This window comes from Rhodovulum strictum (assembly GCF_009649175.1).
GTDB classification, from domain to species: domain Bacteria; phylum Pseudomonadota; class Alphaproteobacteria; order Rhodobacterales; family Rhodobacteraceae; genus Rhodovulum; species Rhodovulum strictum.
This window is the reverse complement of record NZ_WJPO01000016.1, coordinates 1-14,488: the sequence shown is the minus strand read 5'-3', so window position 1 is coordinate 14,488 and position 14,488 is coordinate 1. Positions and strand designations below refer to the sequence as shown.

Genomic DNA, 14,488 nt, shown 5'->3' with positions numbered 1-14,488 from the left:
CGCACAGCAGGAGACCAGAAGATGACAACCACATCCCCGCCGCCCTTCTTCGCCGCCACGCCATTCTGGATGGCAGGCTATGTCGTCGATCAGCAGATGCGGTTCATGCAGATGCTGACCGAGACGATGATCCGCGCCAATCCCTGGTTCGCCCTGATGCGCGCGCGTGGCGTCGATCCGCTGACCGCGGATGGGGCGCTGGGCGAGGGTGACGCGCCCTGCGATATCGACCTTGAGGCAGGCGGAGCCGAGGCAGAGCCGCGCATGGACCCGGTTGCCGAAGAACCCCTGCCGCCGGTTGTCGTGGCAACGATCGCACCGGCCCCGGCGGCCGCAGAGGATACCGCCGCCACGCTCAGCCCGGCCGACGCAGCGCCGGCCGATCCCGCGCCGCGCAAACCCGCTGCCGAGGCCGCGCCGCCGCGCAGCCGGGCACGGCGCCAACCGGCCTCGCCGCCTGTCCTGCCCGGCAATCCGGACGCGCCGAAGGGGAAGGGCGAATGAACGCCAACGGCCCTTTCCCCTTCTGGTCGGGGCCACGCCGATGTTCCCCATCGTCTTGCGGTTCAGCGGGACGCCCGGCGCGCTGGTCGAGTTCTGGCGCGTCGGCTGGCAGATGGCGCTGATGGCGCAAGAGGCGCAGATGGTCATCGCGATGCGGATGCTGGGCATGGGCGGGCTCTGGGCGACCACGCCGCACGAGACCACGCGCATGGTCACCGAAAAGACCGCCGCCTTCACCCGCCCCGCGATGCAGGGCGGGCAGGCGGCCGCGCGCGGCGCCTCGCCCGTGCGCATTGCCGAAGAAATGGTGCGCCCGATCCGGCGGCGCACCCGGTCCAATGCCAAGCGGCTCGCCCGGCGCGGGCCTAAGAACCCCCTTGGGAGGCGCTGAATGCCCAAACAGATTGCCCGCGCCGATTATGCCGCGATGTTCGGCCCCACCACCGGCGACCGGCTGCGGCTTGCCGATACCGACCTCATCATCGAGGTCGAACGCGACCTGACCACCTATGGCGAGGAGGTCAAGTTCGGCGGCGGCAAGGTGATCCGCGACGGCATGGGCCAGTCCCAAGCCAGCCGCGCCGAAGGGGCGGTCGATACCGTCATCACCAATGCGCTGATCCTCGATCATACCGGCATCTACAAGGCCGATGTCGGAATCCGGGATGGGCGCATCGCCCGGATCGGCAAGGCGGGCAATCCCGATACCCAGCCCGGCGTCGACATCATCGTGGGTCCGGGAACCGAGGCGATTGCGGGCGAAGGGAAAATCCTGACCGCGGGCGGCATCGACAGCCATATCCATTATATCTGCCCCCAGCAGATCGAGGATGCGCTGCATTCCGGCCTGACCACCCTGCTGGGCGGGGGCACCGGCCCCGCGCATGGCACGCTGGCGACGACCTGCACGCCGGGGCCCTGGCATATCGGGCGGATGTTGCAGGCGGCCGACGCCTTCCCGATGAACCTGGCCTTTGCGGGCAAGGGCAATGCCTCGCTGCCCGCCGCGCTGGTCGAACAGGTCGAGGCCGGGGCCTGCTGCCTGAAGCTGCACGAGGATTGGGGCACCACGCCCGCCGCCATTGATTGCTGCCTGTCGGTGGCTGATGCGATGGACGTTCAGGTGATGATCCACACCGACACGCTGAACGAAAGCGGCTTCGTGGAACACACGATCAAGGCCATGAAGGGGCGCACGATCCACGCCTTCCACACCGAGGGGGCAGGCGGCGGGCACGCGCCCGACATCATCAAGGTCTGCGGCGAGGATCATGTCCTGCCCGCCTCGACCAACCCGACCCGGCCCTTCACGGTGAACACGCTCGAAGAGCATCTCGACATGCTGATGGTGTGCCACCATCTCGACAAGTCGATCCCCGAGGATGTGGCCTTTGCCGAAAGCCGCATCCGCCGCGAAACCATCGCGGCCGAGGACATCCTGCACGACATGGGCGCGTTCTCGATCATCGCCTCCGACAGCCAGGCGATGGGCCGGGTGGGCGAGGTCGTGATCCGCACCTGGCAGACCGCCCACAAGATGAAGCTCCAGCGCGGACGGCTGGCCGAGGAAACCGGCCAGAACGACAATTACCGCGTCCGCCGCTATGTGGCGAAATACACGATCAACCCGGCCATCGCGCATGGCCTGTCGCACGAGATCGGGTCCATCGAGGAGGGCAAGCGCGCCGATCTGGTGCTGTGGAATCCCGCCTTCTTCGGGGTGAAGCCGGAAATGGTGCTGATCGGCGGCACCATCGTCTGTGCGCAGATGGGCGATCCCAATGCCTCGATCCCCACGCCGCAGCCGGTCTATACCCGCCCGATGTGGGGCGCCTATGGCCGGTCGGTCGAGAATTCGGCGGTGATCTTCGTCTCCGAGGCGGCGCAGGCCGGGGATGTGCGCGCGAAACTGGGCCTGGCCAAGCAGACCGTCGCGGTGCGCAACACCCGCGGCATCGGCAAGCGCGACCTGATCCTGAACGACGCGCTGCCCCGGATCGAGGTGCATCCCGAAACCTACGAGGTGCGCGCCGATGGCGAGTTGCTGACCTGCCAGCCGGCCGAGCTGCTGCCGATGGCGCAGCGCTACTTCCTGTTCTGAGGAAAAAGATGACGCAGACGCACAAATTCGCTGCATTGCAGCATTTGATTGGCGGGAATGCCCATCCTGCATTGGGCCGGTTGCTTCGTAAGCCCTATGTTAAGGGGCAAGGGAGGAAACTTCTTGTGAACCACGAGGAGATTTCCGATGGCAACGCCTTTCATGACGATGAAATCCGTGCCCGGCGGCATGTCCGAACGGCTGGATCTGTTCTTTGCGGGGCTGGGACAGGGGTTCAACGCCTATACCCTGCGCCGCGCGCGGATGCGCGAAATCCAGAACCTGAACGCCTGTTCCGACGCGCAACTGGCCCGCATGGGGCTGACGCGCGAGGATATCCCGGGCTACGTCTTCCGCGACCTGTTCAACTGAGCCCCGTGCGGGCCGGGGGCCGGGCATGAGCGCGCTGCCCGTGGCCCGCGAGCTGCGGCTGGCCGTGGACGGGCCTGCCGACGATTGCGTGACGCTTGGCTATGATGCGCGTTTCCTGCGCCGCAAGCGGCTGGTCAGCGATGGCGGGCTGGCCTTCCTTGTCGATCTGGCAAAGACCACGTCGCTGAACGAAGGCGATGTGCTGGTTCTGGATGAGGGGCTGACGGTCAAGATCCGGGCGGCCGACGAACCGCTTTACGAGGTGACCGGCGCCGATCTGGTGCGCATCGCCTGGCATGTCGGCAACCGCCACACCCCCTGCCAGATCGACCCCGGCCGCCTGGTGATCCAGCGCGATCATGTGATCCGCGACATGCTGGAACGCCTCGGTGCCGAGATCGTCGAGATCGAGGAACCCTTCCTGCCCGAAGGCGGCGCCTATGGCCATGGCCGGACCCATTCCCACAGCCATGGGCATGACCATTCCCACGACCACGGGCACCACCACCACGGTCACGACCACGAGCACCCGCATGACCATGGGCACCATCACGGGTATGACCACGGCCATGGCCACTGACGCCCAGATCCTGACGCTGGTGCAATGGCTGTCCCCTGCCTATCCGGTGGGGGCCTTTGCCTATTCGCACGGGCTGGAATGGGCGGTGCAGGAGGGCGCGGTGACCGATGCCGCCAGCCTGCGCGACTGGCTTGCCGACCTGCTGGACCATGGGGCAGGGCGGTCCGATGCGATCCTGCTGGCGGCGGCCTACAACGCCGCCGATACCGCCGCGCTGGCGCAGATCGACGCCACCGCCCGTGCCTTTCAGCCCTCGGCCGAGCGGCTTCTGGAAACCACCGCGCAGGGCGCAGCCTTTGCGCAGATCACCGCCGCCATCTGGCCCGCCGATCTGCCCGGTTTCACCTATCCCGTGGCGCTGGGCCGCGCTGCGCGGCTGCATGATCTGCCGCTGGTGCTGACCGCGCGGATGTATCTGCACGCCTTCACCTCGAACCTCGTCTCGGCCGGGATCCGGCTGATCCCCATCGGCCAGACCGAGGGGCAGACCGTGCTGAGCGCGCTGACGCCGCTTTGCGCCGAGGTGGCCGAGGCGGCGACCGCCCTGACGCTCGACGATCTTGCCAGCACCGCGTTCCTTGCCGACATCGCGTCGATGAACCACGAAACCCAGTATTCGAGGCTGTTTCGCACATGACTTCTCCCAACGGACCCTTGCGCATCGGCATTGGCGGCCCCGTGGGCGCGGGCAAGACCACGCTGACCGCGGCGCTGGCCCGGGCGCTGTCCCCCCGCCTCTCGGTCGCGGTCGTCACCAATGACATCTACACGCAAGAGGATGCCGAGGCGCTGATGCGCATGCAGGTGCTGCCTGCGGAACGCATCAGGGGCGTGGAAACCGGGGGTTGCCCGCACACCGCGATCCGCGAAGATGCCTCGATCAACCTTGCCGCCATTGCCGAGTTGAACGCCCGCTTTCCCGATCTGGATGTGGTGCTGATCGAATCTGGCGGCGACAACCTGTCGGCCACCTTCAGCCCGGAACTGGCCGATCTGACCGTCTATGTGATCGACGTCGCCGCGGGCGAGGAAATCCCACGCAAGGGTGGCCCCGCGATCACGAAATCCGACCTGCTGGTGATCAACAAGACCGACCTTGCCCCCCATGTCGGGGCCGACCTTGCGGTGATGGAGCGCGACGCGCGGCGGATGCGCGGGCAGGGCCGGTTCATCTTTGCCGCGCTGCGCCATGGCCAGGGCGTGGACGAGATCGTGGATCATCTCTGCCTGATCGGCGGGCTGGCCGAACCCGCCTGAGCCCCGCGCCTCAGCCGGTCAGGGCCTCTTCCAGTTCGCGCGCCAGCCGCTTGCTCTCCTCGGCCCGCGGTTTCGTGAAGCGCGCGAGCAGGGAATAGACCACCGGCGTCAGGTACAGCGTCGAGACCGTCGCCAGCCCCAGTCCGCCCACGATCACCCAGCCCAGCGCCTCGCGCGCCTCGGCGCCCGCGCCCGAGGACAGGATCAGCGGCACGCCGCCCAGCACGGTCGAGGCCATGGTCATCATCACCGGCCGCAGACGGATCGTCGCGGCATCCTGCGCGGCCTGCGCCACGCTGGCGCCGCCGTCGCGCAACTGGTTCGCGAACTCGACGATCAGGATGCCGTTCTTGGCCATGATCCCGATCAGCATCACCAGCCCGATCTGCGAATAGACGTTCAGGCTTTGCCCTGTCAGCATCAGCGCAAAGACCGCGCAGGCCAATCCCAGCGGCACCGTCGCCATGACCACGATGGCCGAGACGAAGCTTTCGAATTGCGCCGCCAGCACCAGGAACACCACCGCGATGGCAAAGCCGAAGATGATCAGCAGCCCGGCATTGGTCTGGTCCAGCGTCGCCGCCTCGCCCAGCGGTACGATGCGGTTCTGTTCCTCCATCAGGTCGGCGGCCAGCAGTTCGACCCGGGACAGCGCATCGCCCAGCCCCAGCTCGGGCGACAGGCTGGCGGCGATCTTGACCGCCCGGCCCTGATTTTCGCGGTCCAGTTCCGGGGCGACCGGGCGTTCCTCCAGATGCACGAAGCTCGACATCGGAACCATCTGCCCGTCGCCCGTGCGCACGAAGATGTTCTGAAGATCGCCCGGATCGTTCACCGGGTTCGCGCTCGACAGCATCTGGATGTCGAAGCTCTGGTCGCCGATGAAGACGGACCCCACCGTGCGCCCGTTCAGCATCGCGCGCAGCGCATCGCCCAACCCGGTGATGTCGATGCCCAGATCGGCGGCGCGGATGCGGTCGATCTCGACGAAAAGCTGCGGCTGGGTGGTCTCGTATTCCAGTTGCACCTCGCCAAAGGCGGGCTCGTCCTGCATCCGTTCGACCAGCCGCTCGGCCAGATCGGACAGGCTTTCGTAACTGTCGCCCGTGATCGCGAAACTCAGGCCCCGGCCTGCCCCGCGAATGCCCAGCGAATTGGGCTGGATCGCAAAGGCGCGCACGCCGACGATCTGGCGCAGCTTGCCATTGATCTCGGCCACGATCTCGTCCTGGCTGCGTGCGCGCTCCTGCCATTTCGCCAGCGTGAAAACCATGAAGCCCGCATTGTCCCCGCCCATCCCGGCAATCGAGAACACATTGGCAATCTCGCCCGAGGCGCGCAGCGGGGCCACCGCGTCCTCGATCGCGCGCATCTTCTGCTGGGTGTAGTCCAGCGACACGCCCTGCGGCGCGCTGACCCGCAACAGCGCCACCGCGCGATCCTCGCGCGGGGTCAGTTCCTGCCGTATGCCCCCGGCAACCAGAACGGCCGTGACCGCGAACAGCACCGCGACCAGCACCACGACAAGGGGCATCGCCAGCGCCCAGCGCAGCGAGCGGGCATAGAATCCGGCCAGCATGGCGCCCAGCCAGGCAACCGGCCCGCGCCCGGTGCGCCCGGTCCCGGCCGTCAGCAGCCGGCTGGCCAGCACCGGACACAGCGTCAGCGCCACCAGCGACGAGATCCCGACCGCAATCGCCAGCGTGAAGCCGAATTCGCGGAACAGCCCCCCCGCCTGTCCGGGCAGGAAGGACAGCGGCACGAAGACCGCGGCCAGCGTCGCCGTCGTCGTCACCACGGCAAAGAACACCTGTTTGGTGCCCAGCACGGCGGCGGCGCGCGGCCCCATCCCCTCGCCCCGGCGACGGACGATGTTTTCCAGCACCACGATCGCATCATCCACCACCAGACCCGTCGCCAGCACCAGCGCCAGCAGCGTCAGGATATTGACCGAAAAGCCCACCATGTAGATCGCCGCCAGCGTCCCGATCAGCGCGACCGGCATGGTCAGCGCGGGGATCAGCGTGGCGCGTGCATCGCGCAGGAACAGGAAGATCACCGCCACCACGATCGCGATGGCCAGCCCCAGCGTCTTGAGCACCTCGGCGATGGCGCCATTGACGAAGACCGCATCATCCGACGTGACGAAGATTTCCAGATCCTCGGGCAGCGTGCGGTCCAGCTCTGCCACCACCGCGCGCACGTTCTTCGAGATGTCCAGCGTGTTGCTGCCCGCCTGCCGGATCACCCCCAGCCCGATTCCGGTCTGCCCGTTCGCGCGCAGGATCGTCTCGTTCGGCGCGGGGCCCAGCGTCACGCTGGCCACGTCGCGGATCTCGACATGGGGCGCGATGCGCAGATCCTCGAACGCCTCGGGCGAGGCGACCATCGCCGTCGTGCGCACATTGATCGACTGGCGCGATCCTTCCAGATCGCCCGCCGCAGCGTTGAAGCCTGCATCCGACAGCGCGCGCGCCATGTCGGCCAGCGTCAGCCCGCGGCTGGCCAGCGCCGCCTGGTCGATATCGACGCGAAAGATCGGCTGGCGCTCGCCATAGACGCGCACATCCGCCACCCCCTCGACCGAGATCACGCGGTCCAGCACCCGGTCCTCGACGATCCGCGTCAGTTCCTGCGCGCTGCGCCGGGGCGAGGTGACGGCAATCCGCATCACCGGCTGGGCATCGGCATCGGCCTTGACCACGCGCGGCGCATCCGCGCCGGTCGGAAGCTGGCTTTCGACCCGGGCCACCGCATCGCGGATATCGGTCGCGGCCACGTCGATATCGACGCTTTCGGCGAATTCCACCGTCACCCGGCTGCGCCCGAAGCGCGAGTTCGAGGAAATCGAGCGCACGCCCGCGACCCGCCCCACCGCGCCCTCGATCCGGCCGGTAATTTCCTGGTCGATGGTCTCGGGAGCGGCGCCCTGGAAATCGGTGGTGACGGTGACCACGGGGCGGTCCACATTCGGCAATTCGCGCACCTCGACGCCGAACAGCGCCGCAAACCCCGCCAGCACGATCAGGGCCGAGACCACCAGCGCCAGGATCGGCCGGCGCACGAACAGCGCGGGGCCTCCTCCCTCGGCGGCGCGTGTCGCTTCCTCCAGCATGGCGCGTTCCTTTCGCTAAAGCGGTGCGGCGGCTTCCCCGGCCAGCGCGGCCTGCGGGGCCACGATCCGCACTTCGGCCCCGGGCCGCAGCATCTGCACCCCCTCGACCACGACCTTTTCGCCGATCTCCAGCGCCGCCTCGACCAGCACCGCATCGGCGCTGCGCTGGCGGATCGTCACCGGCACACGTTCCGCCCGGTCGTCGCGCAGCACCCAGACATAGGAACCGTCCGCGGACCATTGCACCGACAAGGGATCGACCGAGGGCAGCACCTCGCCCTGAAAGCGCAGCACCACCTCGAACGCCATGCCCGCCCGCAGCTTGTCGGCGTCATTTGCAAGCCGCCCCTGCACCCGCAACGTGCGGCTGGCCGGGTCCACCACATTGTCCACCGCCTGCACCTGACCTGCCAGAACATTGCCCGGCGTCGCCAGCGGCCGCGCCTCCAGCGCCATGCCGGGCGTGATCTGGCCCACCACGCGCTCGGGCACCCGGAAATCCAGCAGGATCTGCGAGCGGTCGGTCAGCGTCACCACCATGTCCTGCGCCGAAATGCTGTCGCCCGCGGCCAGATCCAGCACCCCGGCCCAGCCCGAAATCGGCGCCAGAACGCGCCGCTGTTCCAGAGCGAATTCCGCCTCGCGCAGCGCCAGTTCGGCCGTGCGCAGCGCCAGATCGGCAGCCCGGCGGCTGACCTCGGTCACGGCACCCGTGGTTTCCAGCCGGACCAACCGCGCCGCCTCGTCGCGGGCATCCTCCAGCATCAGCCGGGCCCGCTCGACCGCGATCCGCTGGGCCTCGTCCTCAAGCCGCAGGATCAGGCTGCCTTGTTCGACAAAGGTGCCGTCCGCGATGCCGATCTCGACCACCTCGCCGGCCACCCGCGCGCGGACATTCACCGTACGCAGCGCCCGCCCGTCGCCGATGGCTGCCACCCGGTCGCTGACCCGCCCCTCGGTCACCGGCTCGACCACGACCGCGACGGCCCCGCCGCGCCTTGTATCGGCTGCGTTCGGACCGGGCGCCGTCGCCTCGATCCCGAACAGAGACAGCACGCCCAGCCGGTCCAGCATCGGCCGCGCCGACGGAACGAAGACGATCCAGAGCGCGATTGTGCAGCCGATCACGGCCGCGGAAATCAGGATTTGCCGGATCATCGGGCGTTCCGTCACAAGGGGCGCCGCGATGCGGCCTTGGCAAAGGATATAGCGCCGCGCCGCCCGAGTCACTTCCCCGGGGCCTCACGGCCTGGCGAGCGAAACGTGAACGCCGGGCGCCGGGGCAGGGCGGATCAGATATCCTTGACCAGCCGAAGCGCGTCGTAGATCGCGGCATGGGTGTTGCGCGCGGCAACCGCGTCGCCGATGCGGAACAGCCGGAAACGGCCCTGTGGGTTGGGCGCAAGCCGTTGCGGACCCCCGGTGGCGATCGCGGTATAATCCACCTCGCCGAGGTTCGAAGAGAGCGGCTTCAGCTCGAAATACAGATCGTCCAGCGGGCGGGTGCCGTGGTTGACCACCACCTGATCGACCAGCCGTTCGCGCCGGACATCGCTGTAATCGCTGCCCAGGGTCGCGCGCAGCCGGTTGCCCTCGCGCACCACAGACATGAGCCGCCAGGTCACCGTAAAGGTCGTGTCGCGCGCTTGCAGGGCGCGCATGTAGGGCACAAGGTTCATTGCCATGACCTCGGGCGCGAAGCTGCGATCGGGGGTGACGATCTCGACCCGGGCCCCGGTCGCCGAGATCAGGTCGGCCGCCTGCAACCCCGCGTGATCGCCCGCATCGTCGAAGATCAGCACGCAGGCTTCGGGTTTGACATCGCCCGACAGGATGTCCCATGCCGAACAGACAAGCGCGTTGCCCTCGGACAGAACCTCGGTATGGGGCAGCCCGCCGGTCGCGACGATCACCTCGTCGGGCCGGGTCGCCAGCACCGCATCGGCATCGGCGAAGGTGTTGAAATGAAAGGTCACGCCGCGTTTCTCGCATTGCTCGAACCGCCAGCGGATGATCGAGATCATCTCGCGCCGCCGCTCTTGCAGGGCGGTCAGCCGGATCTGCCCGCCGGGCTGGTCGGCGGCCTCGAAGACGGTGACATGATGACCCCGTTCGGCGGCAACCCGCGCGGCCTCCATCCCCGCCGGACCGGCGCCGATGATGGTGATGCGCTTGCTTGCGGGGGCGGGGGCGATGGTCTGGGGTTCGGTCAGTTCGCGCCCGGTGGCGGGGTTGTGCAGGCACAGCGCCATGCCGCCCTGATAGATGCGATCAAGGCAGTAATTCGCGCCGACGCAGGGGCGGATGTCCTCCTCGTGCCCCTCGATCAGCTTGCGCACCAGATGCGGATCGGCCATGTGCGCCCGGGTCATCCCCACCATGTCGAGCTTGCCGCTGGCAATCGCATGGCGCGCGGTCGCCAGATCGGGGATCTTGGCGGCGTGGAAGGTGGGAAAGCCCGTCGCGGCGCGGATTTCCCCGGCAAAGTCCAGATGCGGGGCATTGCGCATGCCCTGGATCGGGATCAGGTCGGTCAGGCCGGGATCGGTGTCGATATGGCCCTTCACGACATTCAGGAAATCGACCAGCCCGCTGTCCCTCAGCCTCTGGCTGACCTCCATCCCTTCGGCTTTGGTCATGCCGCCCGGCTGGTTCTGGTCCCCGGTATAGCGGATGCCGACGATGAACTCGGGCCCCACCCGGTCGCGGATCGCGCGCAGGACGTCAAGGCTGAAGCGCAGCCGGTTTTCCAGGCTGCCGCCCCAGGGTGCATCCAGATCGTTGGTCAGGGGCGACCAGAACTGTTCCAGCAGGTGGCCATAGGCTTCCAGTTCGATGCCATCGACCCCGGCCGCCTGCATCCGTTCGGCGGCATCGGCAAAATCGCCGATGATCCGGGCGATGTCCCAATCCTCGATCCGCTTGGGGAAGGCGCGGTGCGCCGCCTCGCGTTCGTGGCTGGGGGCGACGACGGGCAGCCAGTCGGCCTTGTCCCAGCGGGTGCGGCGGCCAAGATGCGTCAGTTGGATCATCACGGCGGCGCCGTGCTCGTGGCACTCGTCGGTCAGCCGCTTCATCCAGCCCACGACCTCGTCCTTCCAGGCAAGGATGTTGTTGAACACGGGCGGGCTGTCGCGCGCCACGCTTGCCGAACCGGCCGTCATCGTCAGCGCCACACCGGCCTTCGCCCGTTCGACGTGATAGGCCCGGTACCGATCCTTGGGCATCCCGTCCTCGGGATAGGCCGGTTCGTGGCTGGTGATCATGATCCGGTTGCGCAGGGTCAGGTGTTTCAGGCGGTAGGGCTGCAACAGGGGATCGGTCGGCATCTGGCTTCTCCGGCATGGTTGCGGGAGAGTGCCGGAAATGTACAGTACCGTCAATTATAAAGGCATCGCTGAACATTTCCTTGTTCCAAAGCCGCCGACCCGCTAGGGTTGTACCATGGACGGGGCAGAGCAAACTGACAGCGGATGGCGCGGCTCGCCAGAGCTGTGGCTTGATGCGGCCTATGAAACGCTGATCGAGCAGGGCATCGACGCGGTCAAGATCCAGCCGCTCGGCACCCGGCTCAGGCTGTCTCGGACCAGCTTCTACTGGTTCTTCAAGGACCGCGCCGCGCTGCTGGCCGCCCTTGCCGACAGATGGGAAAGCCGGACGACAAAGCCCCTTGTTGCCGCCTGTGGTGCCTATGCCGCGACCGAGGCCGAGGCGATCCTGAACGTGATCGGCTGTTTCCTGTCCGACCGGACATTCGACTCGCGGTTCGAATTCGCGGTCCGGGGCTGGGCCTTGCGGGACCGCGCGATCCTCGACCGCCTGCACGCGGCAGACAACCTGCGCCTGAGCGCCTTGCGCGCGCTGCTGGAGCGTTGGTACCACGATCCGATGGATGCCGATGTCCGGGCGCGGACGATCTACATGGTACAGATCGGCTACATCTCGATGCAGACCCGCGAAAACCTCGAGACCCGGCTGGAGCGTGTGCCCAGCTATGTCGAAACCTACTGCGGCCAGCGCCCCAGCGACGCCGAAATGGCGCGTATCCGGGCGAGGCTGCAAGCCCTGACCTGACACAAGCCGCCCGGATGGGCTGGATGGGAAATCATTCGATCCCGCTCCGACAGGCTGCGCGACGTGCAGACAGGGGGCCAGCTGTAGCGCGGCGCCAGCTTTTGCACGGATTGGCCGCAGCTTCTGCACGGAAATTTTCGGCAGGCGTCAGGAATATCGCGCCGACTGGCGTGGCTGACGCTTCGGGGGAAATCGCTGGACTCCTGTGCCGCGGCCTGACGCTTGATCCGCGTTTCAGGCCGCTCGCCGTGCCGGGCAGCTCATCCGTCGCGCCCGCGGCCAGGACCACCGCCGCCGCCTCGGCGGTATCCTCCTCCATCGCGCCCCCTCAGGCCAGGCCCAGCCTGAGGAGTATCCTTGCCGCCTCGTGGACGTCAGGCAAGACGGTTCCGGGTGCCAGGTGATCGGGCAGCGTGCGCCATGCGAGGCTGAGATCGCCGTGGGCCTCGTTGCGCAGGATGCGCATCAGGGGCAGCACCCACGGGGGCGCGGTATTGTCGGGGACCGGCTCCGCGACCCCCTGCGGCTTCGGAAGGTCCGCGATTGCGAAGGAGCCCGCGTCCAGCGCGGGCAGATCGAGGATGCGCGCGATCAGCGCATCGAAGGCGCGGGGTGGCAGGGCGGATACGTGATAGGCCACGCTCCGCCTGTCCTGCCGCTTGACCGGGAGGCATAGCCAGTTCTCGCGGCGGGCCTTCCGGGTGATCGCAGCGCGGGTTCCCGGAAGGCCGGGAAGCCGCTGTTCGGCCAGCTCGGCCGCGGTGAACCATTCTTGCAGCTGGCGGCGCTCGCGCACCACCCGCAGCAACAGCGCCTCCATGAAGGCGATCCGGCGTTGCGCATAGGCCCAGTCCTCGGCGGGCACCTGGACCGTCAGGGGCAGTTCACCTGTCATGGTCGCCTCCCATCACCCGAGTGCAGCGCGCGTTGCTGTTCCGCCAGGATCGGCCAGCAGCCGCGCGACCACGCGCTTGACGGTGTCTTCCTTGAGGTTGGTATCGCGGGCGATCTGGCCAAGATCGGCCTCGCGCAGGCGGTCCAGCGCATCGGTCGCGGGGGCGGCCTCGGGCTCCGACTCGGCCGGGGTGGCATCGTCCTGGTCGCGCGCGGCCACGCGGGCGTGCATGTCGGCCTCGGCCTTCGCGTTCGCGGTCATTTCGGCAATCTGCCCCCTGGCGTCGGCCCGGTGCGGCAGGGCGTCCAGCATCGCGTTCAGCACGTCCTTCACCTGGTCGAGCTCAAGCCCGGTGGCCGTGCTGACACGCCCCCAGAGGTCGCATTGCGACAGGGTGCGGTGGATCGTGCGGGCCAGCAGATGGGCGGGCAGGCCCTCGGCCGGGTGGCCGTCCCAGGCGCGATAGTCGGCCCCGGCGTGATCCTCGCCGGTCAGGACGAACAGGACGCGCGCGGCCTCGTCCCGATGCACGCAGGCGCGCGTGGCGATCAGGTCCAGATCGTGCCAGGCGGGCCGCTCGCCATCGGCCAGGCAGGCGGCGCGCATCGCCTCCCAGGTACGGTGCTGCGGACCGGCCGGGGGCGCGGCCCGCTCTGCGGCCTTCACGCGGGCGATCAGGTCGCTGACGCCGGTGTTGATGTCTTGCAGGTCGTCGAGCTGGCGGCTCAGCAGGTGCGACACGCCATAGGCGATGGTTCCGCTGATCTCGTCGGGCGCGTATTCGGTCGCTTTGTCCAAGAGCAGGGCGAAGGCGCGCAGGGCGTGATAGGTGTCATCGACCCGAACGGAGAAGTTCGTCAGGCTTTCGCGGGGGGCGTTTTCGGTGGTCATGCGTGGTCTCCACAGGGGCGCTTTTGAGAGCGCTTCTCAGCGGGCAGCGCTGAGGCCGGGAGCTCAAAACCGCCTGTGGACGGCAGCAGGGCCTTTAGGCTTTCGCCCTGGACATGCGCCATGCTCTCCCGGCCACGTGGATATGCGACCGCACCCGGAGAACCGGGTATGCTGCGCCGTTCATGTCAGGTGAAAGCGTTTCCGTTCGCACCGGGCATGGGTGGCGCGACCCACCACAGGATGCGGAGATTTGAGGCTCCACCGTCAGGAAACACCAAAACCCCGCATGGCACAAGGGGTTTTGCGGACCCGTGCCAAAGGCTAGAGTCTGGCCTTTGGCACGGGTCCGCCCTGCATCGGCAAAGCTTGCCGTTGCAGCCACCGGCGGAACCGGTGGGAAAACTGTTCCCACCGGTCCAGCGACCAGAACGAAAAGTGTTCGTTCTGGTGTGATCGGTCAGCGGAACGGGGATCAAGTGGCAAAGATTGCCGTTTGATCGAGACGTCAGCGGACGAAAAGATTTCGCTTGCAGAGGCCGGCCCCTGTGACCCGAGGGCCGGCCACTCTGGTTTCATCGGCGGCGGCCCTGTGCACCGCGATCCACCAGTTGCGGGAGACGGAAACCAGCGCGGAACCATCCCCCGGCCACGATCAGCACGAGCAAGGGACGTGACATCCCGACCGTAGACCGGGGCCAT

13 protein-coding genes are annotated in these 14,488 nt (G+C 67.7%); 8 read left to right on the top strand and 5 right to left on the bottom strand.

Annotated features, from left to right (window positions below; translation table 11 throughout):
- Positions 1-21: 21 nt before the first annotated feature.
- The 7 genes from GH815_RS10920 (at position 22) to ureG (ending at position 4,814) form a co-directional block, all read left to right on the top strand.
- Entirely contained in the window at positions 22-504 is a 483-nt protein-coding gene (locus GH815_RS10920; protein WP_153748813.1) for a hypothetical protein, read from the top strand.
- 40 nt (positions 505-544) lie between these two features.
- Positions 545-895 carry an antifreeze protein gene (locus GH815_RS10915; protein ID WP_246176395.1) on the top strand — a complete coding sequence of 117 codons (351 nt, stop codon included), beginning with the start codon at positions 545-547 and terminating at the stop codon, positions 893-895.
- Positions 896-2,605 carry an urease subunit alpha gene (ureC, locus tag GH815_RS10910; RefSeq protein ID WP_153748812.1) on the top strand — a complete coding sequence of 570 codons (1,710 nt, stop codon included), beginning with the start codon at positions 896-898 and terminating at the stop codon, positions 2,603-2,605. It begins immediately after the preceding gene.
- A 147-nt stretch (positions 2,606-2,752) separates the two neighbouring features.
- Positions 2,753-2,977 carry a DUF1127 domain-containing protein gene (locus GH815_RS10905; RefSeq protein ID WP_246176394.1) on the top strand — a complete coding sequence of 75 codons (225 nt, stop codon included), beginning with the start codon at positions 2,753-2,755 and terminating at the stop codon, positions 2,975-2,977.
- 25 nt (positions 2,978-3,002) lie between these two features.
- Positions 3,003-3,557: an urease accessory protein UreE gene (gene ureE / locus GH815_RS10900; protein ID WP_153748811.1), complete on the top strand. Its 555-nt coding sequence runs from the start codon at positions 3,003-3,005 to the stop codon at positions 3,555-3,557.
- Positions 3,547-4,194, top strand: a complete 648-nt coding sequence (locus tag GH815_RS10895) for an urease accessory protein UreF (protein WP_153748810.1) — start codon at positions 3,547-3,549, stop codon at positions 4,192-4,194. Before ureE ends, GH815_RS10895 begins: the two co-directional genes overlap by 11 nt.
- Positions 4,191-4,814 carry an urease accessory protein UreG gene (ureG, locus tag GH815_RS10890; RefSeq protein ID WP_153748809.1) on the top strand — a complete coding sequence of 208 codons (624 nt, stop codon included), beginning with the start codon at positions 4,191-4,193 and terminating at the stop codon, positions 4,812-4,814. Before GH815_RS10895 ends, ureG begins: the two co-directional genes overlap by 4 nt.
- A gap of 10 nt (positions 4,815-4,824) precedes the next feature.
- Here the strand turns inward: ureG and GH815_RS10885 are convergent, their stop codons facing one another.
- The 3 genes from GH815_RS10885 to hpbA form a co-directional block, all read right to left on the bottom strand.
- Positions 4,825-7,929, bottom strand: a complete 3,105-nt coding sequence (locus GH815_RS10885) for an efflux RND transporter permease subunit (protein ID WP_153748808.1) — start codon at positions 7,927-7,929, stop codon at positions 4,825-4,827.
- 15 nt (positions 7,930-7,944) lie between these two features.
- A complete protein-coding gene (locus GH815_RS10880; RefSeq protein ID WP_153748807.1) occupies positions 7,945-9,087 on the bottom strand; it encodes an efflux RND transporter periplasmic adaptor subunit in 1,143 nt (380 codons plus the stop codon).
- Between the two features lie 134 nt (positions 9,088-9,221).
- Entirely contained in the window at positions 9,222-11,258 is a 2,037-nt protein-coding gene (gene hpbA / locus GH815_RS10875; protein WP_153748806.1) for an N-methyl-L-proline N-demethylase HpbA, read from the bottom strand.
- Positions 11,259-11,373: 115 nt separating this feature from the next.
- Here hpbA and GH815_RS10870 point away from each other — a divergent pair, with 115 nt between their 5' ends.
- On the top strand, positions 11,374-12,003 hold the full coding sequence (locus GH815_RS10870; protein ID WP_153748805.1) for a TetR/AcrR family transcriptional regulator: 630 nt from the start codon (positions 11,374-11,376) through the stop codon (positions 12,001-12,003).
- Between the two features lie 328 nt (positions 12,004-12,331).
- Here the strand turns inward: GH815_RS10870 and GH815_RS10865 are convergent, their stop codons facing one another.
- Complete coding sequence (locus tag GH815_RS10865; protein ID WP_153748804.1) at positions 12,332-12,898, bottom strand: DNA-binding protein; 567 nt, start codon at positions 12,896-12,898, stop codon at positions 12,332-12,334.
- 12 nt (positions 12,899-12,910) lie between these two features.
- On the bottom strand, positions 12,911-13,789 hold the full coding sequence (locus GH815_RS10860; protein ID WP_153748803.1) for a hypothetical protein: 879 nt from the start codon (positions 13,787-13,789) through the stop codon (positions 12,911-12,913).
- Positions 13,790-14,488 lie beyond the last annotated feature (699 nt).